The organism is Kitasatospora sp. NPDC004615 (genome assembly GCF_042873545.1).
Taxonomy (GTDB): domain Bacteria; phylum Actinomycetota; class Actinomycetes; order Streptomycetales; family Streptomycetaceae; genus Kitasatospora.
This window is the reverse complement of record NZ_JBIALQ010000011.1, coordinates 1-18498: the sequence shown is the minus strand read 5'-3', so window position 1 is coordinate 18498 and position 18498 is coordinate 1. Positions and strand designations below refer to the sequence as shown.

Annotated in this window: 13 protein-coding genes; 7 read left to right on the top strand and 6 right to left on the bottom strand. The window is 71.2% G+C overall.

Going from position 1 to position 18498, the window contains the following annotated elements:
• Nucleotides 1-175: 175 nt before the first annotated feature.
• Nucleotides 176-976 (top strand): hypothetical protein, encoded by an 801-nt coding sequence (locus ACFYS8_RS30780; protein ID WP_387647249.1) that lies wholly within the window; start codon nt 176-178, stop codon nt 974-976.
• Between the two features lie 94 nt (nt 977-1070).
• On the opposite strand, the gene ACFYS8_RS30775 is transcribed toward ACFYS8_RS30780, so the two are convergent.
• From ACFYS8_RS30775 to ACFYS8_RS30760, 4 genes are all read right to left on the bottom strand, one after another.
• Nucleotides 1071-2261, bottom strand: coding sequence for an acyl-CoA dehydrogenase family protein (locus ACFYS8_RS30775; RefSeq protein WP_387647247.1), 1191 nt, complete (start codon nt 2259-2261; stop codon nt 1071-1073).
• 58 nt (nt 2262-2319) lie between these two features.
• The gene (locus tag ACFYS8_RS30770; protein WP_387647244.1) at nt 2320-3315 is read right to left on the bottom strand and encodes a hydroxymethylglutaryl-CoA lyase; all 996 of its coding nucleotides are present in this window, start codon (nt 3313-3315) and stop codon (nt 2320-2322) included.
• A complete protein-coding gene (locus tag ACFYS8_RS30765) occupies nt 3312-5564 on the bottom strand; it encodes a biotin carboxylase N-terminal domain-containing protein (RefSeq protein WP_387647243.1) in 2253 nt (750 codons plus the stop codon). The genes ACFYS8_RS30770 and ACFYS8_RS30765 overlap by 4 nt, the downstream gene beginning before the upstream one ends.
• Before the next feature lie 94 nt (nt 5565-5658).
• Complete coding sequence (locus ACFYS8_RS30760) at nt 5659-7374, bottom strand: carboxyl transferase domain-containing protein (RefSeq protein ID WP_387647240.1); 1716 nt, start codon at nt 7372-7374, stop codon at nt 5659-5661.
• 130 nt (nt 7375-7504) lie between these two features.
• On the opposite strand from ACFYS8_RS30760, the gene ACFYS8_RS30755 reads away from it, so the two are divergent.
• Both ACFYS8_RS30755 and ACFYS8_RS30750 read left to right on the top strand, forming a co-directional pair.
• Nucleotides 7505-8167: a TetR/AcrR family transcriptional regulator gene (locus ACFYS8_RS30755; RefSeq protein WP_387647237.1), complete on the top strand. Its 663-nt coding sequence runs from the start codon at nt 7505-7507 to the stop codon at nt 8165-8167.
• A 221-nt stretch (nt 8168-8388) separates the two neighbouring features.
• Nucleotides 8389-12099, top strand: coding sequence for an ABC transporter ATP-binding protein (locus tag ACFYS8_RS30750; RefSeq protein ID WP_387647236.1), 3711 nt, complete (start codon nt 8389-8391; stop codon nt 12097-12099).
• 72 nt (nt 12100-12171) lie between these two features.
• Here the strand turns inward: ACFYS8_RS30750 and ACFYS8_RS30745 are convergent, their stop codons facing one another.
• On the bottom strand, nt 12172-13101 hold the full coding sequence (locus ACFYS8_RS30745; protein WP_387647233.1) for an ATP-grasp domain-containing protein: 930 nt from the start codon (nt 13099-13101) through the stop codon (nt 12172-12174).
• 239 nt (nt 13102-13340) lie between these two features.
• Between ACFYS8_RS30745 and ACFYS8_RS30740 the strand changes: the two genes are divergently transcribed.
• Nucleotides 13341-13790 (top strand): NUDIX domain-containing protein, encoded by a 450-nt coding sequence (locus ACFYS8_RS30740; RefSeq protein WP_387647230.1) that lies wholly within the window; start codon nt 13341-13343, stop codon nt 13788-13790.
• A gap of 132 nt (nt 13791-13922) precedes the next feature.
• Here the strand turns inward: ACFYS8_RS30740 and ACFYS8_RS30735 are convergent, their stop codons facing one another.
• Nucleotides 13923-14411, bottom strand: a complete 489-nt coding sequence (locus ACFYS8_RS30735; RefSeq protein ID WP_387647228.1) for a hypothetical protein — start codon at nt 14409-14411, stop codon at nt 13923-13925.
• Between the two features lie 662 nt (nt 14412-15073).
• Here ACFYS8_RS30735 and trpS point away from each other — a divergent pair.
• The 3 genes from trpS to ACFYS8_RS30720 all read left to right on the top strand — a co-directional run bounded on the left by trpS (nt 15074) and on the right by ACFYS8_RS30720 (nt 18184).
• Nucleotides 15074-16111, top strand: a complete 1038-nt coding sequence (gene trpS / locus ACFYS8_RS30730; RefSeq protein ID WP_387647225.1) for a tryptophan--tRNA ligase — start codon at nt 15074-15076, stop codon at nt 16109-16111.
• Between the two features lie 394 nt (nt 16112-16505).
• The gene (locus tag ACFYS8_RS30725; RefSeq protein WP_387647222.1) at nt 16506-17438 is read left to right on the top strand and encodes an LD-carboxypeptidase; all 933 of its coding nucleotides are present in this window, start codon (nt 16506-16508) and stop codon (nt 17436-17438) included.
• Between the two features lie 11 nt (nt 17439-17449).
• Nucleotides 17450-18184 (top strand): nucleoside/nucleotide kinase family protein, encoded by a 735-nt coding sequence (locus ACFYS8_RS30720; RefSeq protein ID WP_387647219.1) that lies wholly within the window; start codon nt 17450-17452, stop codon nt 18182-18184.
• Nucleotides 18185-18498 lie beyond the last annotated feature (314 nt).

Sequence of the window (18498 nt, the reverse complement as noted above, 5' to 3'; positions counted from 1 at the left end):
CCGGGGGCGGGTCGGTAGCCGACCGGTCGATGCGCGGGGTCGTCGATGGCGCAACTGTTGTCGAGTCAAGGAGCGGTGCTCAGCAGGCGGGCGCGTTCGCCGTCCGGCCGTTGGCGACCGTCCACGGCAGGCGGCCCGGTGCGGTGCGGGGTGCCCTGGGCAGTGGGAACGGGCGGTGGCGATGCTGATCGTCGCGATCGCCGCCGTGTCGGGCGCGGCGCTCGCGCTGGTGATCGGTCTGCTGCTGGGGCAGACCAAGCGGGCGCGGGAGGGGTCCACGACACCGCAGGCGCTGTCCTTTGCCGGGGCGGCGATCCTCGGCTTCTTCGCGCTGTTCCTCGGCTTCAGCATCGCCGGCACTTGGCAGCAGCTGAACTCGGCCCGCCAGCACACCTACGAGGAGTCACGGGCTCTCGCGGAGGCCTACTGGAACGCCGGTGGGCTGCCGGCCGCCGACCGGTCGCTGGTGCGGGACCGGCTACGGAACTACACCAGGGTGGTGATCGACGACGAGTGGAAGGCGATGCAGCACGACGTCGGTAGCCAGGCCGCCTGGCAGGCGGCCGACGAGGTGCGGGCCGCAGTCGATCACGCGACGGTGCAGACCGCAGCGGCGACGAGCGTGCGGACCGATGTGCTGCGAAGCCTGTCCGACGTCAACGCCATGCGGAACGCGCGACTGGGTGATATTCGTGCGTCCGTGCCGGTGGTGGCGATCGGTGGCCTACTGGTGGGCGCGGTGTTCGTCCTGGCCACGCCGTCGGTGATCGGCCTGATGGCCAACACACGCAATCTGATGCTGATGTGCTTCGTGGGAGCCTCCGTGGCGTTCGGGGTGAGTATGGTAGCGGTGATGAGCGGGCCGTTCTCCGGCGCGGTGCGGATCCAGCCGACCGCGTTCCAACTGGCGTTGGAGCGCTACGACCAGATCGACACCGACGCCAGGACGTCGGCTCTGCCGCTGTTTCAACCTTGACCGGCGGACCGACCTGCAGGTGGATCCGGGATACGACAGGTCCGGACGCTCCCGCAGGTACTGAGCCGTCAGCAGGGTTGTGTCAGTGCGAGGTTCAGGAGTTCACGCCGAGCTCGCGCGCGATCAGCATGCGCTGGACCTCGGAAGTGCCCTCGCCGATCTCGAGGATCTTGCAGTCGCGCCAGAACCGGGCGACCGGGTACTCGTTCATGAAGCCGTAGCCGCCGTGGATCTGGGTCGCCTCGCGAGCGTTGTCGACCGCAGCCTCGGAGGCGAACAGCTTGGCAATGGCTGCCTCCTTCTTGAAGGGCTCGGAGTGCAGCAGCCGGGAGGCGGCGTCCCGCCAGGCCAGGCGGGAGGTGTGTGCGCGCATCTCCATGTCGGCGAGCTTGAACTGGATGACCTGGTTGGCGCCGATCGGCCGGCCGAAGGCGCGGCGGGTGCCGGCGTAGGACAGTGACTGGTCGACGCATCCCTGGGCCAGGCCGGTGGCCAGGGCCGCGATGGCGATGCGGCCCTCGTCGAGGATGCGAAGGAACTGGGCGTAGCCGCGGCCCTGGCGACCGAGAAGGTTGGCCGCAGGGACTCGGCAGTCGGTGAAGGACAGTTCGCGGGTGTCGGAGGCGTTCCACCCGACCTTCGAGTACTTCTTCGACACCTGGAACCCGGGGGTTCCAGTGGGAACGATAATGGAGGAGATTTCCCTCGTAGGCGAGCTATTTACGCCCTCGTCACTCGAATGTGCGATCGGTTCGGTCAGTGCGGTGACGGTCACCAGCCCGGTAATATCGGTTCCGGAATTGGTGATGAAGCACTTGCTGCCGTTGATCACCCACTCGTCGGTGGCCGCGTCGTAGCGCGCGGTGGTGCGCGTCCCACCCGCGTCAGTGCCACCCTCGGGCTCGGTCAGGCCGAACGCGCCGAGCATCTGGCCGGACGTCAACTTCGGCAGCCACTCGCGCTTCTGCTCCTCGGTGCCGAAGAGGTAGATCGGCATGGCGCCGAGCGAGACCGCCGCCTCCAGGGTGATTGCCACCGAGGAATCGACCCGGGCCAATTCCTCCAGGGCCAGGCAGAGCGCGAAGTAGTCGCCGCCCATGCCGCCGTACTCCTCGGGGAAGGGCAGTCCGAACAGGCCCATCCGTCCCATTTCCCGAATAATTTCGTACGGGAATTCATTCTGCTCGTAGTATTCGCCGATCTTCGGCGCAACCACGTCGTTGGCGAACTCCGCGACAGTGCGGCGGAGTTCCTCGTAGTCACTGCTCAGCCGGTGGTCGAGCACGGGTGATCCTCCCGGGATCGAGGCCTGGTGGGCCGGGTGGGGGTTGTGGAGTCGGACCTCAGGCCGTGGGCCCGAGCAGGGCGCGGACGGTCCGCGAGGGGCTGGGGCGACCGAGGTGGCGCGCCATCCAGCCGCTGGTGTCGGCGAGCGCCGCCAGGTCGACGCCGGTCTCGATGCCCAGGCCGTGCAGCATCCAGACCAGGTCCTCGGTCGCCAGATTGCCGGTCGCGCTCTTGGCGTACGGGCAGCCGCCGAGGCCGCCGGCGGAGGCGTCCACCACCGTCACCCCGGAGCGGAGCGCGGCCAGCGTGTTGGCCAGCGCCTGCCCGTAGGTGTCGTGGAAGTGCACCGCGATCTGGTCGATCGGTACGCCGGAACGAGTGAATTCGTCGATCAGTGCCTTGACTTGACCGGGGGTCGCGACGCCGATGGTGTCTCCGAGGCTCAGCTCGGTGCAACCCATCTCCAGCAGCGTCAGGCCGTGCCGGACCACCTGGGGGATCGGGACGGGCCCCTCCCACGGGTCGCCGAAGCACATCGACAGGTAGCCGCGCACCGGGACGCCCGCGGCCGTGGCGCGTTCGACCACGGGCCGGAACATGGCCATCGCCTCGTCCGCCGAGCGGTTGAGGTTGCGCCGGGCGAATGTCTCGGTGGCGCTGGCGAACACGGCGACCTCGCCGGCGTGGTGGGCCAGCGCCCGATCCAGCCCGCGCTCGTTGGGCACCAGGACCGGCAGACGCAGGCCCGGATACCGAGCGGGGAGTTCGGCCAGCCGCGGCATCAGCTCCTCGGCATCGGCCAGCTGCGGTACCCACTTGGGGTGGACGAAGCTGGTGGCCTCGACGGTGCGCAGCCCGGCGGCGGCGAGCCGGGCGATGAATTCGGCCTTGACCTCCACCGGGACGAGACCGCCCTCGTTCTGCAGCCCGTCGCGTGCGCCGACCTCATGGATTCGTACTCGGGCGGGCAGCTCGGGGTCGCGCACAGGATTCGGCAGGCCGAGTTCCAGCACGGTCGGCTCCGGGGTGGCCCGGTCGGGAGTGGTGGTCATCCTGCAGCCTCCGTCAGCTTCGCGGTGGGGTCGGCTTCCGCCCCGGCGGTGGTGTGGGCTCCCGCTCCGGCGCTGAGTTCGGCCTCCGTCTTGATGGTGGTGGTGGCTTCCTCGTCGTCGGGGGCAACCGCCACCAGGGGCTCGTCCATCGCGACGGTCGCGCCGGCGGTGACCCGGAGATCCTCGACGGTGCCGTCGTGCGGCGCGGAGATGACGTGCTCCATCTTCATGGCCTCAAGGACCAGCAGCGCCTGCCCGCGGCTGACGCGCTCGCCGGCCTCGACCTTCACCACGGTGACGGTGCCGGGCATCGGAGCGGTGAGGGTGCCGTGGTGGGCGGTGCCGGCGGCGGCGCGCTCGGCGATTGCGTCGAACGGGTGAACGGGCCAAGCGTCTCCGTCGACGCCGAGCCAGTGCGTGATGCCCCCGGCGGTGCGCTCCTCGGCGACCGTGAAAGTGGCCTGCAGGCCGTCAACCGCAAGGCGGAGCAGGTTTCCGTCCCGAGTCGCGCGGGCCTTCCGGGCCGGGCCCTCGTCGAGCCGGACCTCCCACTCGGGAGCGGTTGCGGCGGAAAAACCGATAGCGCTCTCGAATTCACTGCTGGTAGTCATTCGGCAACGCACGGCAACCGGTTCGCGGCCGGCAAGCCGGAGCCGGTGCGTGGTCCATGCGGCCTCGCCGCCAAGTCGCCATCCCGAAGGGAGGGAGAAGGGATCGGTCCAGCCGTCGGAGGCGCCGGCGTGGCCGAGTTCGAGCTGTCGCACCAGTGCGGCGGCGAAGTAGAGCAGGTCGATCGTTTCGGGTCGGGTGTACGGAGAGCTCAGCTGGGAGGGGTCCTGCTGGGCGCTGCGTTCCACCAGGCCGGTGTCGAGCCGACCTGCCGTCACCTCGGGCTGAGCCAGCAGCCGGCGCAGGTAGCCGGTGTTGGTGGTGACGCCCAGGATGCGGGTCTCGGCAAGCGCGGCCCGCAGTCGACGGATCGCGGTGGGACGGTCAGGCCCGTACGCGATCACCTTGGCGAGCATCGGGTCGTACAAGCTGCCGATCCGGTCGCCGGGTGCGATTCCGGAGTCCACCCGGATGCCCTCACCCGAGGGTTCGTCCAGTAGCAGTACCTCGCCGCCGGTGGGCAGGAAGTCCCGTTCCGGGTCCTCGGCGCAGATACGGGCCTCGATCGCGTGGCCCAGGAAGGAGATGTCGGACTGTGTGAAGGACAGGTCTTCGCCCGCGGCGACGCGCAGCTGCCACTCGACCAGGTCGAGCCGCTGCGGGCCATCGGGGCCGTTGACGGAGACGGCCAGTTCCGTGACGGGGTGTTCCACCTGGAGGCGGGTGTTCATCTCCATGAAGAAGAAGTCGAGAACGTCGTCCGCGCCAGGTCCCGCGGGGTTCCCGCCGGGAACGATGAACTCGACCGTGCCGGCGCCGGTGTAACCACAGGCTTCGGCGGCACGTACCGCGGCCGCGCCCATCGCGGCCCGGGTCGGGGCGTTCAACAGGACGGAAGGAGCCTCTTCGATGAGTTTCTGATGGCGGCGCTGGAGACTGCATTCGCGCTCGCCGAGGTGGACGGTTCGGCCGTGGGTGTCGGCCAGGACCTGCACCTCGATGTGGCGCGGCTGGTCCACCCAGCGCTCCAGCAGCAGGGTGTCGTCGCCGAACGCGGTGCGGGCCACCCGGCGGGCGGCGGCGAGCTCGGCGGGCAGCTCGGCCGGGTCGCGGACCAGGCGCATGCCCTTGCCGCCACCGCCGGCCGAGGGCTTGAGCAGCACCGGGTAGCCGATCCGGGTCGCCGCCTCGATCAGCTGCTCGTCGCTGGGCGCGCCGTCCTCACTGCCGGGGACGACGGGCACTCCGGCGGCCCGAACGGCCTCCTTGGCGTTGATCTTGTCGCCCATCAGCTCCACCGCAGCCGGCGGCGGGCCGATGAAGACCAGCCCGGCCTGCGTGCAGGCCTCGGCGAACGCGGGGTTCTCGGCGAGGAACCCGTAGCCGGGGTGGACGGCCTGCGCGCCGGTTCGGCGGGCGGCGTCGAGGATCAGGTCGGTGCGCAGGTACGTCTCGGCGGCCGAGCTGTCGCTCCGGTCGGCGGGCCCGAGTCGGACGGCCAGATCGGCGGCCCGGACGTGCGGGGCGTCCGCGTCCGCGTCGCTGTGCACGGCGACCGAGCGCACGCCCAGCCGCCGCAGGGTGCGGATCACCCGCAGCGCGATCTCGCCGCGGTTGGCGACGAGCACGGTGTCGAACATGGAGGTGTGCCTCCGTTGCGAGAAGAACGGGTGAGCGAATTGACGATGCATCAGGAGCGGTGACCGGTCCGTGGCTCGGCCCTCCGGTGGGGCGTCACATTCGGAAGACCCCGTACGGGCGGGGTTCGGCGAGCGGGGCGTTGGCGCAGGCGGTGAGCGCCAGGCCGAGCACGGTACGGGTCTGCATGGGGTCGATCACGCCGTCGTCCCACAGTCGCGCGGTGGCGTAGTAGGCGTTGCCCTGCCGCTCGTACTGCTCGCGGACCGGGCGCTTGAACTCGTCCTCGGCCTCGGCCGGCCAGTCCTCTCCCCGGGCTTCGAACTGGTCGCGTCGGACCGTGGCCAGCACGGAGGCCGCCTGCTCCCCGCCCATCACGGAGATCTTCGCGTTCGGCCACATCCACAGGAAGCGAGGCGAGTAGGCCCGTCCGCACATCGAGTAGTTGCCCGCGCCGTACGAACCGCCGATCACCACGGTCAGCTTCGGCACCCGGGTGCAGGCCACCGCGGTGACCATCTTGGCGCCGTGCTTGGCGATGCCGCCGGCCTCGTACTGGCGACCCACCATGAAGCCGGTGATGTTCTGCAGGAAGAGGAGGGGGATGCCCCGCTGGTCGCACAATTCGATGAAGTGCGCGCCCTTGAGCGCGGACTCGGCGAACAGCACGCCGTTGTTGGCGACGATGCCGACCGGATGTCCGTGGATGCGGGCGAACCCGGTCACCAGGGTGGTGCCGTACTCGGCCTTGAACTCGGCGAAGCGGCTGCCGTCGACCAGCCGGGCGATCACCTCGCGCACGTCATAAGGAGTGCGCGGGTCCACCGGCACGGCGCCGTACAGGCCGGACGGATCGACCGTGGGCGGCTCGACCGGGGCGAGCGGCCAGGGCTTTGCCGTGCGCGGGCCGAGCCCGGCCACGATGGTGCGGACGATGGAGAGCGCGTGCGCATCGTCCTCCGCCAGGTGGTCCGTCACGCCGGAGGTGCGCGAGTGCAGGTCGCCGCCGCCGAGCTCTTCGGCGGTCACCACCTCTCCGGTGGCGGCCTTCACCAGCGGCGGGCCGCCGAGGAAGATGGTGCCCTGGTTGCGGACGATCACGGCCTGGTCGCTCATCGCCGGAACGTAGGCCCCGCCCGCGGTGCACGAGCCGAGCACCGCCGCGATCTGCGGGATCCCGGCGGCGGACAGGCGCGCCTGGTTGTAGAAGATCCGGCCGAAGTGGTCGCGGTCGGGGAATACCTCGTCCTGCATCGGCAGGAAGGCGCCGCCCGAGTCCACCAGGTAGATGCAGGGCAGCCTGTTCTCCAAGGCCACCTCCTGCGCGCGCAGGTGCTTCTTCACCGTCATCGGGTAGTAGGTGCCGCCCTTGACGGTGGCGTCGTTCGCCACCACCAGGACTTCGCGCCCGGCGACCCGTCCGATGCCGGCCACCACGCCGGCGGCGGGGGCGGCCCCGTCGTACAGGCCATCGGCCGCCAGCGGGGCCAGCTCCAGGAAGGGCGAACCGGGGTCGAGCAGGGTGTCCACCCGGTCCCGGGGCAGGAGCTTGCCGCGGGCCGTGTGCTTGGCGCGCGCCTTCTCGCCGCCGCCGAGCGCTGCCGCCGCGAGCTTGTCGCGCAGCTCGGCGACCAGCTCCCGGTGGGCCTGCGCGTTGGCGAGTCCGGCAGGTGATGCCGGATCGACCGCGCTCTCCAGTCGGGGCGCCGGTGCGGCGGCCGCGCCGAACAGCGGTACCAGCGGCGTGGATGCGGCAGCGCTTTGCGGCGAAGCCGGAGACCACGATGAGGTCGGTGCCGAAGAGGGGACCATCCCAAGAGCTCCCTTGCCCTCGGATTCGGATCCGGGCAGGCCGAAGGGCGAGCCGGCCAGCCCGTGTTAATGAGCGTTAACTCTGCCGCCAGGTTAACCACCGATAACCCGACTGTCTACGATGGGCAGCATGCCCAACCGCCCCGCCGCCCCCGTGCTCCCACGCCGTGACCAGATCCGGAAGGAGGCCGCTAGGCTGTTCGCCGCCCGCGGCTTCCTCGGCGTCGGTGTGGACGAGATCGGCAAGGCGGTCGGCATCAGCGGACCGGGCCTGTACCGGCACTTCGCGGGCAAGGACGCGATGCTCGCCGATCTCCTGGTCGGCATCAGCGAGCGCCTGCTGGACGAGGGCCGCCGCCGGGTCGGCGCCGCCGCCGGGCCGCAGGCCGCGCTGGACTCCCTGATCGACGGTCACATCGACTTCGCGCTGGATGACCGCGATCTGATCATCCTGCACGACCGTGAACTGCTCCACCTCAAGGAAGAGGACCGCCGCCGGGTCCGCCGACTGCAGCGCGGCTACGTCGAGCTGTGGGTCACGGTGGTGCGCGAGGCCTTCGCCGCGTTGGCCGTCGCCGAGGCGGAGCCGACCGCCCGCGCGGCCGTCCACGCGGTCTTCGGTCTGCTGAACTCCACCCCGCACAGCGCTGCGCCGCAGGCCGCCCCGGCGGACCTCACCGCCGAGCGGACCGGCCTGTCCCGGGAGGCGATGGCGGCACTGCTGCGCGCGCTGGCCCAGGGGGCGTTCGTAGCGGCCTCCGCAGCGGTCGTGGAGCCGCGTTCAGTCGTCTGACCTGTGGGTTTACGGGCAGGCGAGGCCCGGGCTGAAGCTGGCTGCACCCCCGCCTAGGACGATCGGACGACCCAGAAGTAGCCGATCGTTGGAGGCGCACCACCGCGTGCTGCGGGCAGTCTGTAGACGGGAAGGAAGCGCGGCCCCGGGTCGTTCAGCCTCCTATGCGCCCTTCGAATCCGATGGACGCCCAATCGGCCGAATGGTTAGCATCACTAAATATGCCCGAGACTCATGGTTTCCCAGAGCAAGGCTGGCTCCGCCGGCTCGGTGGCTACTGCTGGCGCTACCGCCGCAACTTGTTGCTGTCCTTCGGGGCGTCACTCGTCGGCATGGCGATCACCGCGATCGTCCCGCTCATCACCAAGCTGATCATCGACGACGTGATCACCACGCACCGCCGCCCGCTCATGCCCTGGGCGGTGCTGCTGCTGGTCGCGGCCGCCGCGGTGTTCCTGTGTACGCAGGTCCGGCGCTACTACGGCGGGCAGCTCGCGCTTGACGTCCAGCACGACATGCGCGTTGACCTGTTCCGTTCGCTGACCAGGCTCGACGGGCACCGCCAGGACCGGCTGGACACCGGCCAGGTGGTCGGCCGCGCCACCTCCGACCTGCAATTGGTCACCGGGCTGCTCTCGATGATTCCGATGATGACGGGCTACGCCCTGATGTTCGGCATGTCGGTGGTGGTCATGCTCTGGCTGTCGCTGCCGCTCACCCTGATCGCGCTGGTGATGACCCCGGCCCTGTGGTGGCTTTCCACACTCAGCCGCAAGCGTCTTTTCCCTGCCACCTGGGCCGCCCAGCAGCAGGCCGCCGAGGTCGCCGGTGTGGTGGATGCCGCGGTCGGCGGCGTTCGGGTCGTCAAGGGCTTCGGCCAGGAGGCCCAGGAGCGCGGCAAGCTGGAGCGGGTTTCGCGGGAGCTGTTCGCCGCCAGGCTGCGCTCGATCCGGTTGAACGCCCGCTACACCCCGGCCATGCAGGCGGTCCCCGCACTCGGGCAGGTCGCGGTGCTCGCCGTCGGTGGCTGGCTGGCCGTCCGGGGCGATGTCACCCTCGGCACCTTCGTCGCCTTCTCCACTTACCTGGCACAGATGACCGCCCCGGTCCGGATGCTCGCCATGGTGATCACCGTCGCCCAGCAGACCCGCGCCGGTGTCGAACGAGTCGTGCAGCTGATCGACCAGCGCCCGCTGGTCGCCGAGACGCCGGACGCCCGGCCCCTCGACCCGGACGCGGCCCCGGTCGGCACCCCGGCGCTGGAGCTCGATCGGGTCGGCTTCCACTACCGGGCCGAGGAGCACCCCGAGCCGGGCAGCGCCCCCGACGGCGTCCCGGTGCTGGACGGCCTCAGCCTGAAGATCGCGCCGGGGGAGACCTTGGCCCTGGTCGGCGCATCCGGCTCCGGCAAGTCGACCGTCGCCCAGTTGGTGCCCCGGTTCTACGACCCCACTTCCGGCACTGTCCGACTGTTCGGGCAGGATCTGCGGGAAGCCACCCTCGACTCGGTGCGCGCCGCCATCGGCATCGTGCCCGAGGAGAGCTTCCTGTTCTCCGAGACGGTCCGCACCAACATCGCCTACGGCCACCCCGAGGCCACCGAAGAGCAGATCCTCTCCGCTGCCCGGATCGCCCAGGCCGACGGGTTCATCCAGGGGCTCCCCGACGGCTACGACACCAAGGTCGGCGAGCAGGGCCTCACACTCTCCGGCGGCCAGCGCCAGCGCATCGCCCTGGCCCGTGCCATCCTCACCGACCCGCGCATCCTGCTGCTCGACGACGCCACCTCCGCGGTCGACCCGCAGATCGAGGCGGAGATCCACGACGCGCTGGACAGCGTGATGGCCGGCCGCACCACCCTGCTGATCGCGCACCGCCGTTCCACCCTGCAACTCGCCGACCGCATCGCCGTGCTGGAAGCCGGCCGGCTGATCGACATCGGCACCCACGAGGAACTCACCGCCCGCTGTCCGCGCTACCGGTCGCTGATCACTGACCCGGACGCCCTGGCCGCGCCCGCCGCCGAGTCCGTACAGGACACGGAACCCGCAAGGAACGCGGACACCTCCGCGGTCGCCGAGAAGCCCGCCGCCGACGCCGGAATGCTCGCCAAGGTCGCCGCCCTGCCACCCGCGACCGACACCCCCGATGTCCCGGTCGAGCAGGCCGAGACCGCCGACCCCAGGTTCAACCTGGCCCGGCTGCTCGCCCCGTTCCGCCGCCCCCTGCTGCTCGCGCTGCTGCTGGTCGCGCTGGACACCGCCGCCGGCCTGACTCTGCCGGTGCTGATCCGGCACGGCATCGACGACGGCGTGAGCAAGGCCGCCATCGGCGGCGTCGCGGTCGCCGCCCTGTTGGCCCTCGCCATCGTCCTGCTCGACTGGTTGGTGCAGGCCACCGAGAGCACGGTCTCCGGGCGCACGGGCGAGCGTGTCCTCTACACTCTGCGGCTGAAGATCTTCGCCCACCTCAACCGGCTCGGTCTCGACTATTACGAGCGCGAGCTGACCGGCCGGATCATGACCCGCATGACGACGGACGTGGACTCCATATCCTCGTTCCTGCAGACCGGTGTGGTCACCGCCGTGGTCAGCGTGTTCACCTTCTTCGGCATCTTCGTGGCCCTCGTCGTGATCGACCCCGGCCTCGCCCTGGTGGTCCTCACGGTGTTGCCGCTGCTGATCATCGCCACCCTGGTGTTCCGCAAGAAGTCCGCCCAGCAGTACCAGGTCTCCCGCGATCTGATCAGCACCGTCAACGCCGACCTGCAGGAGAACGTCGCCGGCATGCGGATCGTCCAGGCGTTCCGCCGCCAGGACGCCAACACCGACCGGTTCGTCGAACGCGGCCTCGCCTACCGGCACGCCCGGGCCAAGGCCCAGCTGTACATCTCGCTGTACTTCCCGTTCGTCCAGTTCCTGTCGAGCGTCGCTTCCGCCCTGGTCCTGATCGCGGGCGCCACCCGGGTCGACCACGGCACTCTGACCATCGGCGCCCTGGTCGCGTACCTGCTGTACATCGACCTGTTCTTCGCACCGGTCAACCAGCTCTCGCAGATCTTCGACGGCTACCAGCAGGCCGCCGTCGGCCTCGGCCGGATCCGCGAACTGCTGCGTACGCCCACCAGCACGCCCCAGGCCGAACAGCCTGTTGCGGTCGGGGCGCTGCGCGGCGAGATCGACTTCGAAAACGTCAGCTTCGCCTACAACGGTGGAGGCGAGGGCAACCCCGAGGTGCTCGCCGGAATCGACCTGCACATACCCGCCGGCCAGACCGTCGCGCTGGTCGGCGAGACCGGCGCGGGCAAGTCCACCCTGGTCAAACTGGTCGCCCGGTTCTACGACGCCACCGGCGGCACCGTCCGGGTCGACGGCACCGACCTGACCGCCTACGACCTGGAGGGCTACCGGCACCGGCTCGGTGTCGTCCCGCAGGAGGCCTACCTGTTCGCCGGGACGGTCCGCGATGCCATCGCCTACGGACGCCCCGGAGCGAGCGACGCCGAAGTCGAAGCCGCGGCCAAGGCGGTCGGAGCACACGACATGATCACCCGGCTGACCGGCGGCTACCAGCACACCGTCGCCGCCCGAGGCCGAAACCTTTCAGCAGGCCAGCGCCAGCTCATCGCCCTCGCCCGGGCCGAGCTGGTCAACCCCGACATCCTGCTCCTCGACGAGGCCACCGCCGCTCTCGACCTCGCCACCGAAGCCGCCGTCAACAACGCCGCCGACCGGCTCAGCGGCGGACGCACCACCCTGGTCATCGCCCACCGGCTCACCACCGCCGAACGCGCCGACCGGATCGTCGTCCTCGACCACGGACGAATAGTGGAGGACGGTACCCACACCGAACTGCTCGACCGCGACGGCACCTACGCCAAGCTGTGGAAGGCCTTCATCGCCGAGGGGCACCCCGCCCCGGTACTCGGCTGATCACTTCGGAATCGGCCCCCGGGCCCGGCGCACCGCCGGGCCCGGGGCCGCCCGGAATCGGGGCCGGTCCCCTCAGAACCGCGCAGCCTGCACGGCACCCAGCAGCGCCCGGAACAGCGCCGTGGCATCCACCCCGGACGGCAGCTCGCTGACCTGACCGTCCCCGACCTCCACCACCCGCCATCCGCCTTCGGCGCCGCCCGCCCCGCCAGCACCGCTACTGCTCACGGCTCGTCGCGCCAGGTCGGTGGTGACAAAGCGGCACCCCAACTCCCGCACCAGCGGGCGGACGGCGGACAGGTCGGGCTCGACCCGGCTTGCCGGGCAGTCGGGGTGCGGCCCGACCAGCACGGGTTCGCCGTCCAGCCACCAGACCCGCGCCTCCTCCGACCGGCCGTCCGTCGTGCGCGCGAAGGACTCGAAGCGGCGAAGCACCAGCCCGCCCGCGAGGAACTCGCCCTGCAACTCGGCGAACCGTGCCGCCACGCGTGCCAGTGCGTCGACATCGGCCAACTCGGGCACGTAACAGGCCTCGTGCCATTCGTGCTTGCGGGACTTGACGTAGTCCTTCACGATCGCGGGGCCGCGCCCGCCGAGAGCGGAAGCGGCCGCAGCCAGGGCGGGACGGTCCCAGGAGGTGCCGGGCAGCCAGGCGCTGGCGGGGGTCACGGGCTCGAAAGTCCGGTACCAGCCGGGCAGTTCATGGGCGGTGGCGTACTCGTTCGGTCCGGTCAGCAGCGCGCAGCCACGGTCGGCGAGAGCCCCGGCCAGCTCGGCGTACCGGGCGACGGGAATCATCCAGCCCCGGTACCAGAGCGGTCCCGACCCGACGGGGACGCGCCGGACGGCGGCCTCGGCATCCCCGGCCAGCAGGGCGTCGTGGTCGAGCAGCGCTGTGCTGCCGCCGGCGGCCCGGATCAGCCCGGCCTCCCAGGCGAAGTGCGGGTCCGTCCGACGCGGCAGGAGCGGGTCCGAGGGAAGGATGACGATGGGGTCGACCATGGGGCTCAGATTAGGTCCACCGATCGGTGGAGGCGCTCTCCTTGGCCTGACGTTGACCAGGCATTCTGCTCCACACGCCCGCACCGCGCCCATCGCTGTGGCCGAAAATTCGATCGACAGTCCGGCGGTTGCGCTGTCAGGCTTTCCGTGTGCGATGGATCACAGGACGTCACAGGCCCGAGGGCGAACGGCTGCCCCGTCGAGCGGCGCGAACGGTGGTGGTTTCACCGGAGGGTGAGGTGTTCCTGTTCCGATCGGACAACTCCGAGATCGGGGTGCACTGGAACGCTCCGGGCGGTGGCCTGGAGGCAGACGAAACGCCCGCCGAGGGAGCGCTCCGCGAGCTGCACGAGGAAACCGGCTGGACCGACCTCCGGCCCGGTGAACTCCTCTGCACCTGGGAGCACGACTTCACCTGGCACGGCACGCCCGTCCGCCAGCACGAGCACATATTCCTGGCTCACGGCCCGCGACGTGAGCCCGGAGATGTAGCGGCAGTCCACCGTGTCGACGGCATCCTCGGGTGGCGTTGGTGGACGCCAACCGAGCTGGCAGCACCGGACGCCGATCCGCTCTGGCCACCGAACCTGCCGGCCCTGCTCGCCGCACTCCGCGCCGCGGTACCCGGTCCGATCGTTCCGGTTCACCTCGGCTACGTGCCCAACAACACCACAACCCGCAGCAGCTGACGGAGGGGCCTGCGGCCGCACCGAACCCCAGCCGCACCGAACCCAGCCGCACCGAACCCCGGCAGCCCGTAGAGAGGAGCCGCCCCCGACCACCCGCACCCGCACCCGCACGCTGGTGCCGATCGAGCCCGATCAGCGGACCTGGCGCCGACCCCTCCGGCGTCCGCGAGCCGCCGGGACCTCGGCCTGCCAGTCGCGCAGCCCCAGTTCACGGTCGTGCACCGCCTCCGGGTTGATCACCACCGACAGCAGGGCGGAACGCAGCTCCTCCGGAGTCATCCCGGTCGAGCGCTGCAACTGCTCGGTGGAAACCGACACCGCGATGGCAGACCGCCACTCGGGCAGCACCACCTGGCAGGTCCCGGCGCCGAACCGCAGCAACTTGGCGGACACCCGGCGCTCCACGATCCGGGCCACGCCGGGGGCGGCACTGTCGAGCAGCCCGGGTGACCCACCGATCAGCACACCCATCGGCACACCCACCGGGGCCACCGGCGCGGTCTCCACCGAGATGGCGACCGGCCCGTCCACCGCCGCGCCGCCGAGCGGTGCCGACGCGGGCGGAACGGCCCGGACCTGGCTCAGCCGCCGCGAAGGCGTCGGCCGCCGAGGTGGCCGCACCCGCCCCGCCACCACGCCCCCGCCCCAGACCCCCGACGACCAACCGAGCGACCCCGGAGAGCCCGTAGCCCCACCCGTCACCAGGCCCTCGGCACCTGCCGCCCCGAGACCACTGCTTTCGCGGGTCGGCCCGGGCACCATCGGCAGCCCTACGCGGATCCCGTCGCGGCTGTCCGGCGCTCTGTGACCGTCCGCGTCGGCGTCCGAGTACCCGCCCGGGTCCGACCCGGACGGTGCCGAGCCATGGCCCGAGCCGTGTTCCGAACCGGGGCCCGCCGAATTCGCGCTTGCCGCGGCGCGATTGGTGTCCGCGTCCGGCCGGTTCGGCGCGTTCTGGTCGAGCGAGGTCATGGCTGCAACCCTCCGGATTCTCGGCTTGCCCGATCCTGCACCACCAGTGCGTGCCGGGCCAAGGGACGTGTCTGGACAGCCTGGCGGTTCCGTCCCGCCCTGCCGGAAATCTGTCTCGCCGACCGGGCCGCCGCGTTAGGGTGAGCGCATGTCTCTCACGTCATGCCTGCGTTGGTGGCCGTCCTAGGGCGGCCGATCCCCAAGCATGACTCCAGGGCCGTCCGTACGGGCGGCCCCGGCGCGATCATCTCCGACGGACTTGGGCCCACCCCGGCGGGCGGTCACCATCGCGACCGAGGAGAACTCCCGCCATGACCGCCACCGCGGCCACCGCACCCGGCACCGCCAACCCGCTGATCGCCCCCAGCGCCGAAGGCCACCACCGCATCCTGACCGGCGACCGCCCGACCGGACCGCTGCACCTCGGCCACTACTTCGGCACACTCCGGAACCGGGTCCAACTCCAGTCCCAAGGACTCGAGTTGATGATCGTGATCGCCGACTACCAGGTGATCACCGACCGCGACCGGGCCGACCGGATCGCCGAGCACGCGGAGAACCTGGTCCTCGACTACCTGGCCGCCGGAGTCGACCCCGACCACACCACGATCTTCACCCACAGCGCCGTCCCCGCCCTCAACCAGCTGATGCTGCCCTTCCTCAGCCTGATCAGCGTCGCCGAACTCTCCCGCAACCCCACAGTCAAGGACGAGATCACCCACTCCCGGCAGTCCGCGGTCAGCGGGCTGATGTTCACCTACCCCGTCCACCAGGCCGCCGACCTGCTGTTCTGCAAGGCGGACCTGGTTCCGGTCGGCCAGGACCAACTGCCGCACCTGGAAACCACCCGCACCATCGCCCGCCGCTTCAACGACCGCTACACCCCGCTGTTCCCCGAACCGCAGGCCCTGCTGTCCGAGGCCCCGCTGCTCCTCGGCACCGACGCCGGCAAGATGAGCAAGAGCCGGGGCAACGCCGTCGCCCTCGGCGCCGACGAGGACGAGACCGCCCGACTGCTGCGCGGCGCCGTCACCGACAACGACCGGCACATCAGCTACGACCCCGAAACCCGCCCGGGCGTCTCCAACCTGGTGCTGCTGATCGCCCTCTGCCAGGACCGCGACCCGCACGCCGTCGCCGAGGAGATCGGTTCCGGTGGAGCCGCCCGGCTCAAGCGCACCGCCACCGAGGCGGTCAACGAATATCTCCGCCCCCTGCGCACCCGTCGCGCCGAGCTGGCGGCCGACCGTGCCCTGCTGCGCGAAGTCCTGCACACCGGCAACGCCCGCGCCAACGCCATCGCCGACCGCACCCTCACCGAAGTCCGCACCGCGATGGGCACCTTCTGACCTGCCCCGCGGCCGGGGGGGGGGGGCGGCCCCCCCCCCCCCCCCCCCCCCCCCCCCCCCGGGGGGGGGGTGGGGGGGGGCGGGGGGGGGCCCCCCCCGGGGGGGGGGTGAACCCCCCGGGGGGCCGCCACCCCGCCCCCCGCCCCCCGCCCCCCCCCCCCGCGCCCCGCCCCCGGGGGCCCCCCCGCCCCCCGCCCCCGCGGGGGGGGGGGGCCCCCCCCCGCGCCGCCGCCCCCCCCCCCACGCCCGGCGGGGTGGGGTTCCGACGGATCGGTAGTAACCGCACCGGGGTGGAGAGTTCACCGCCGGGGGATACCGTCAGCAGGCAGACCGCCATCGGCCCACGCGCCGCGCCCCGAGCCCACTCGCGTCCCACACCCGAAGGAGGCTCCCGATGCCCCTGCGCCCGCTCCGTCCCGGTGACCGCATCGCCCTCGTCGCCCCCAGCGGCGCGGTCCTCGACCCCGACCGGCTCGCCCTCGGGACGGACATCCTCCGCTCCTGGGGCCTGGAGGTGGTCGTCCTCCCGCACGTCCACGACATCCACCCCGCCCTTCCGCACCTGGCCGGCACCGACGCCCACCGCGCCGCCGACCTGCAGGCCGCCTGGCTCGACCCCGACATCGCCGCCGTCCTCTGCGTGCGCGGCGGCTTCGGGGTCCACCGGATGGTCGACCTCATCGACTGGGACGCGATGCGTGCCGTCCCACCCAAACCCCTGATCGGGTTCAGCGACATCACCGTCCTGCACGAGGCCGTCGCCCAGCAGCTCGGCGTCCCCACCTTCTACGGCCCGATGCCCGGCGTCGGCGTCTTCAGCACCGACACCCCGACCGCCGAACACCTCCGCCGCACCCTGTTCGAGCCGGCCACCACGACCGTCCTCACCGGACCCGACGCCGAGACCCTCGTCCCCGGCCGCGCCCACGGCGTCCTGATGGGCGGCTGCGCCTCGCTGCTCGCCGCCGACCGCGGCACCCCCGGCGCCCGCCCGTCCTTCGCGGGCGGACTGCTCATCCTGGAAGACATCAACGAGCAGCCCTACCAACTCGACCGCATCCTCACCCAGCTGCGACGCAGCGGCGCCCTGGAGGGAGTGGCCGGCGTGGTCCTCGGTTCCTGGGAGCTCTGCGGACCGCTCGACGCCGTACGTGCCGTGATGCTCGACCACTTCGGCGACCTCGGAGTCCCGGTCGTCGGGGAGCTCGGCTTCGGCCACGGACCGTCCTCCCTCACCGTCCCGCTCGGAGTGCCCGCCACGCTGGACGCCGACGCCGCCACGCTCACGCTCGACGCGCCCGTTCTCATCGCCCCTCTTGATGCGTAGGGTTGCGGGCCATGCACGTCGAAGGCATCCCCGCCGCAGGCACCTCCACCACCACACCGGCCGTCGAGCCGATGCCGGACCCGACGGCGGCCGCAGTGGCCCGCGCGCTCGGTCTGCTTCGCGGCCCCGGCAGCGGAACCGGCCGAGTACTGCTCGGCCTGGCCGGACCGCCCGCAGCGGGAAAGTCCACCCTCGCCCGCCGACTGATCGACGAGATCAACCGCCACGAGGGCCCCGTCACCGCCGCCTACCTCCCGCTGGACGGCTTCCACCTCTCCAACGCCCAGCTCGACCGCCTCGACCTGCGCGCCCGCAAGGGCGCCCCCGAGACCTTCGACGCCCTCGGCTACCTCGCCCTCGTCCAGCGCGTCGCCGCCGACCGCTTCCACGACATCTACGTCCCCGACTTCGACCGCGCCCTGGACGAACCCGTCGCCGCCCGCCACCTGATCCGCCCCTGCACCCGCCTGGTCGTGACCGAAGGCAACTACCTCGCGACCCCCGTCACCCCGTGGACGAACGCCCGGGCCCTGCTGCGCGAACTCTGGTACATCGATGCCGACCACACCACCCGGGACGCCCGCCTCCTCGCCCGCCACACCGCCGGGGGCCAGGGCCACTCCACCGCGCGCCGACGGATCGACACCAACGACCAGCCCAACGCCGAGTACGTCGAGACGGCCCGGTGGGCCTGCGACTGGGTGGTCCGCACAGACGCGTTTGCACCTGCCCACAGATCGGCGTAGTGTTGTCTAGTCGCTCGGCAGGGAGCACCGGACACGCAATCTGTGTGGACGGTCCCGAGGCGGCCAATCCCTGAGAACCACCCAGTTGATCCGTAGCGGGTCGCGTCCTTTTCGCGTCTCCGTTCGTATTTGCTGTGCGCGATTTCGGAGATTGCGGCGGATTCGCTTCTCGGAGCGGGGATCGGCTAGAGTTTGAAACGTCGGAACGGCCGCGAGGCAGGGAAGACAAACAGCAAGTCGGATCGAAACTCCGGAAAACGGAGCGGAAAACATCTGATAAGCTGAGAACACGAAAGAACGAAGCGCCCGGAGGG

Coding starts and splice junctions, on each gene's coding strand:
- ACFYS8_RS30770 (WP_387647244.1), bottom strand. CDS start 3,315: ATGACCACCACTCCCGACCGGGCCACCCCGGAGCCGACCGTGCTGGAA.
- ACFYS8_RS30765 (WP_387647243.1), bottom strand. CDS start 5,564: ATGTTCGACACCGTGCTCGTCGCCAACCGCGGCGAGATCGCGCTGCGG.
- ACFYS8_RS30760 (WP_387647240.1), bottom strand. CDS start 7,374: ATGGTCCCCTCTTCGGCACCGACCTCATCGTGGTCTCCGGCTTCGCCG.
- ACFYS8_RS30755 (WP_387647237.1), top strand. CDS start 7,505: ATGCCCAACCGCCCCGCCGCCCCCGTGCTCCCACGCCGTGACCAGATC.
- ACFYS8_RS30750 (WP_387647236.1), top strand. CDS start 8,389: ATGCCCGAGACTCATGGTTTCCCAGAGCAAGGCTGGCTCCGCCGGCTC.
- ACFYS8_RS30745 (WP_387647233.1), bottom strand. CDS start 13,101: ATGGTCGACCCCATCGTCATCCTTCCCTCGGACCCGCTCCTGCCGCGT.
- trpS (WP_387647225.1), top strand. CDS start 15,074: ATGACCGCCACCGCGGCCACCGCACCCGGCACCGCCAACCCGCTGATC.
- ACFYS8_RS30725 (WP_387647222.1), top strand. CDS start 16,506: ATGCCCCTGCGCCCGCTCCGTCCCGGTGACCGCATCGCCCTCGTCGCC.
- ACFYS8_RS30720 (WP_387647219.1), top strand. CDS start 17,450: ATGCACGTCGAAGGCATCCCCGCCGCAGGCACCTCCACCACCACACCG.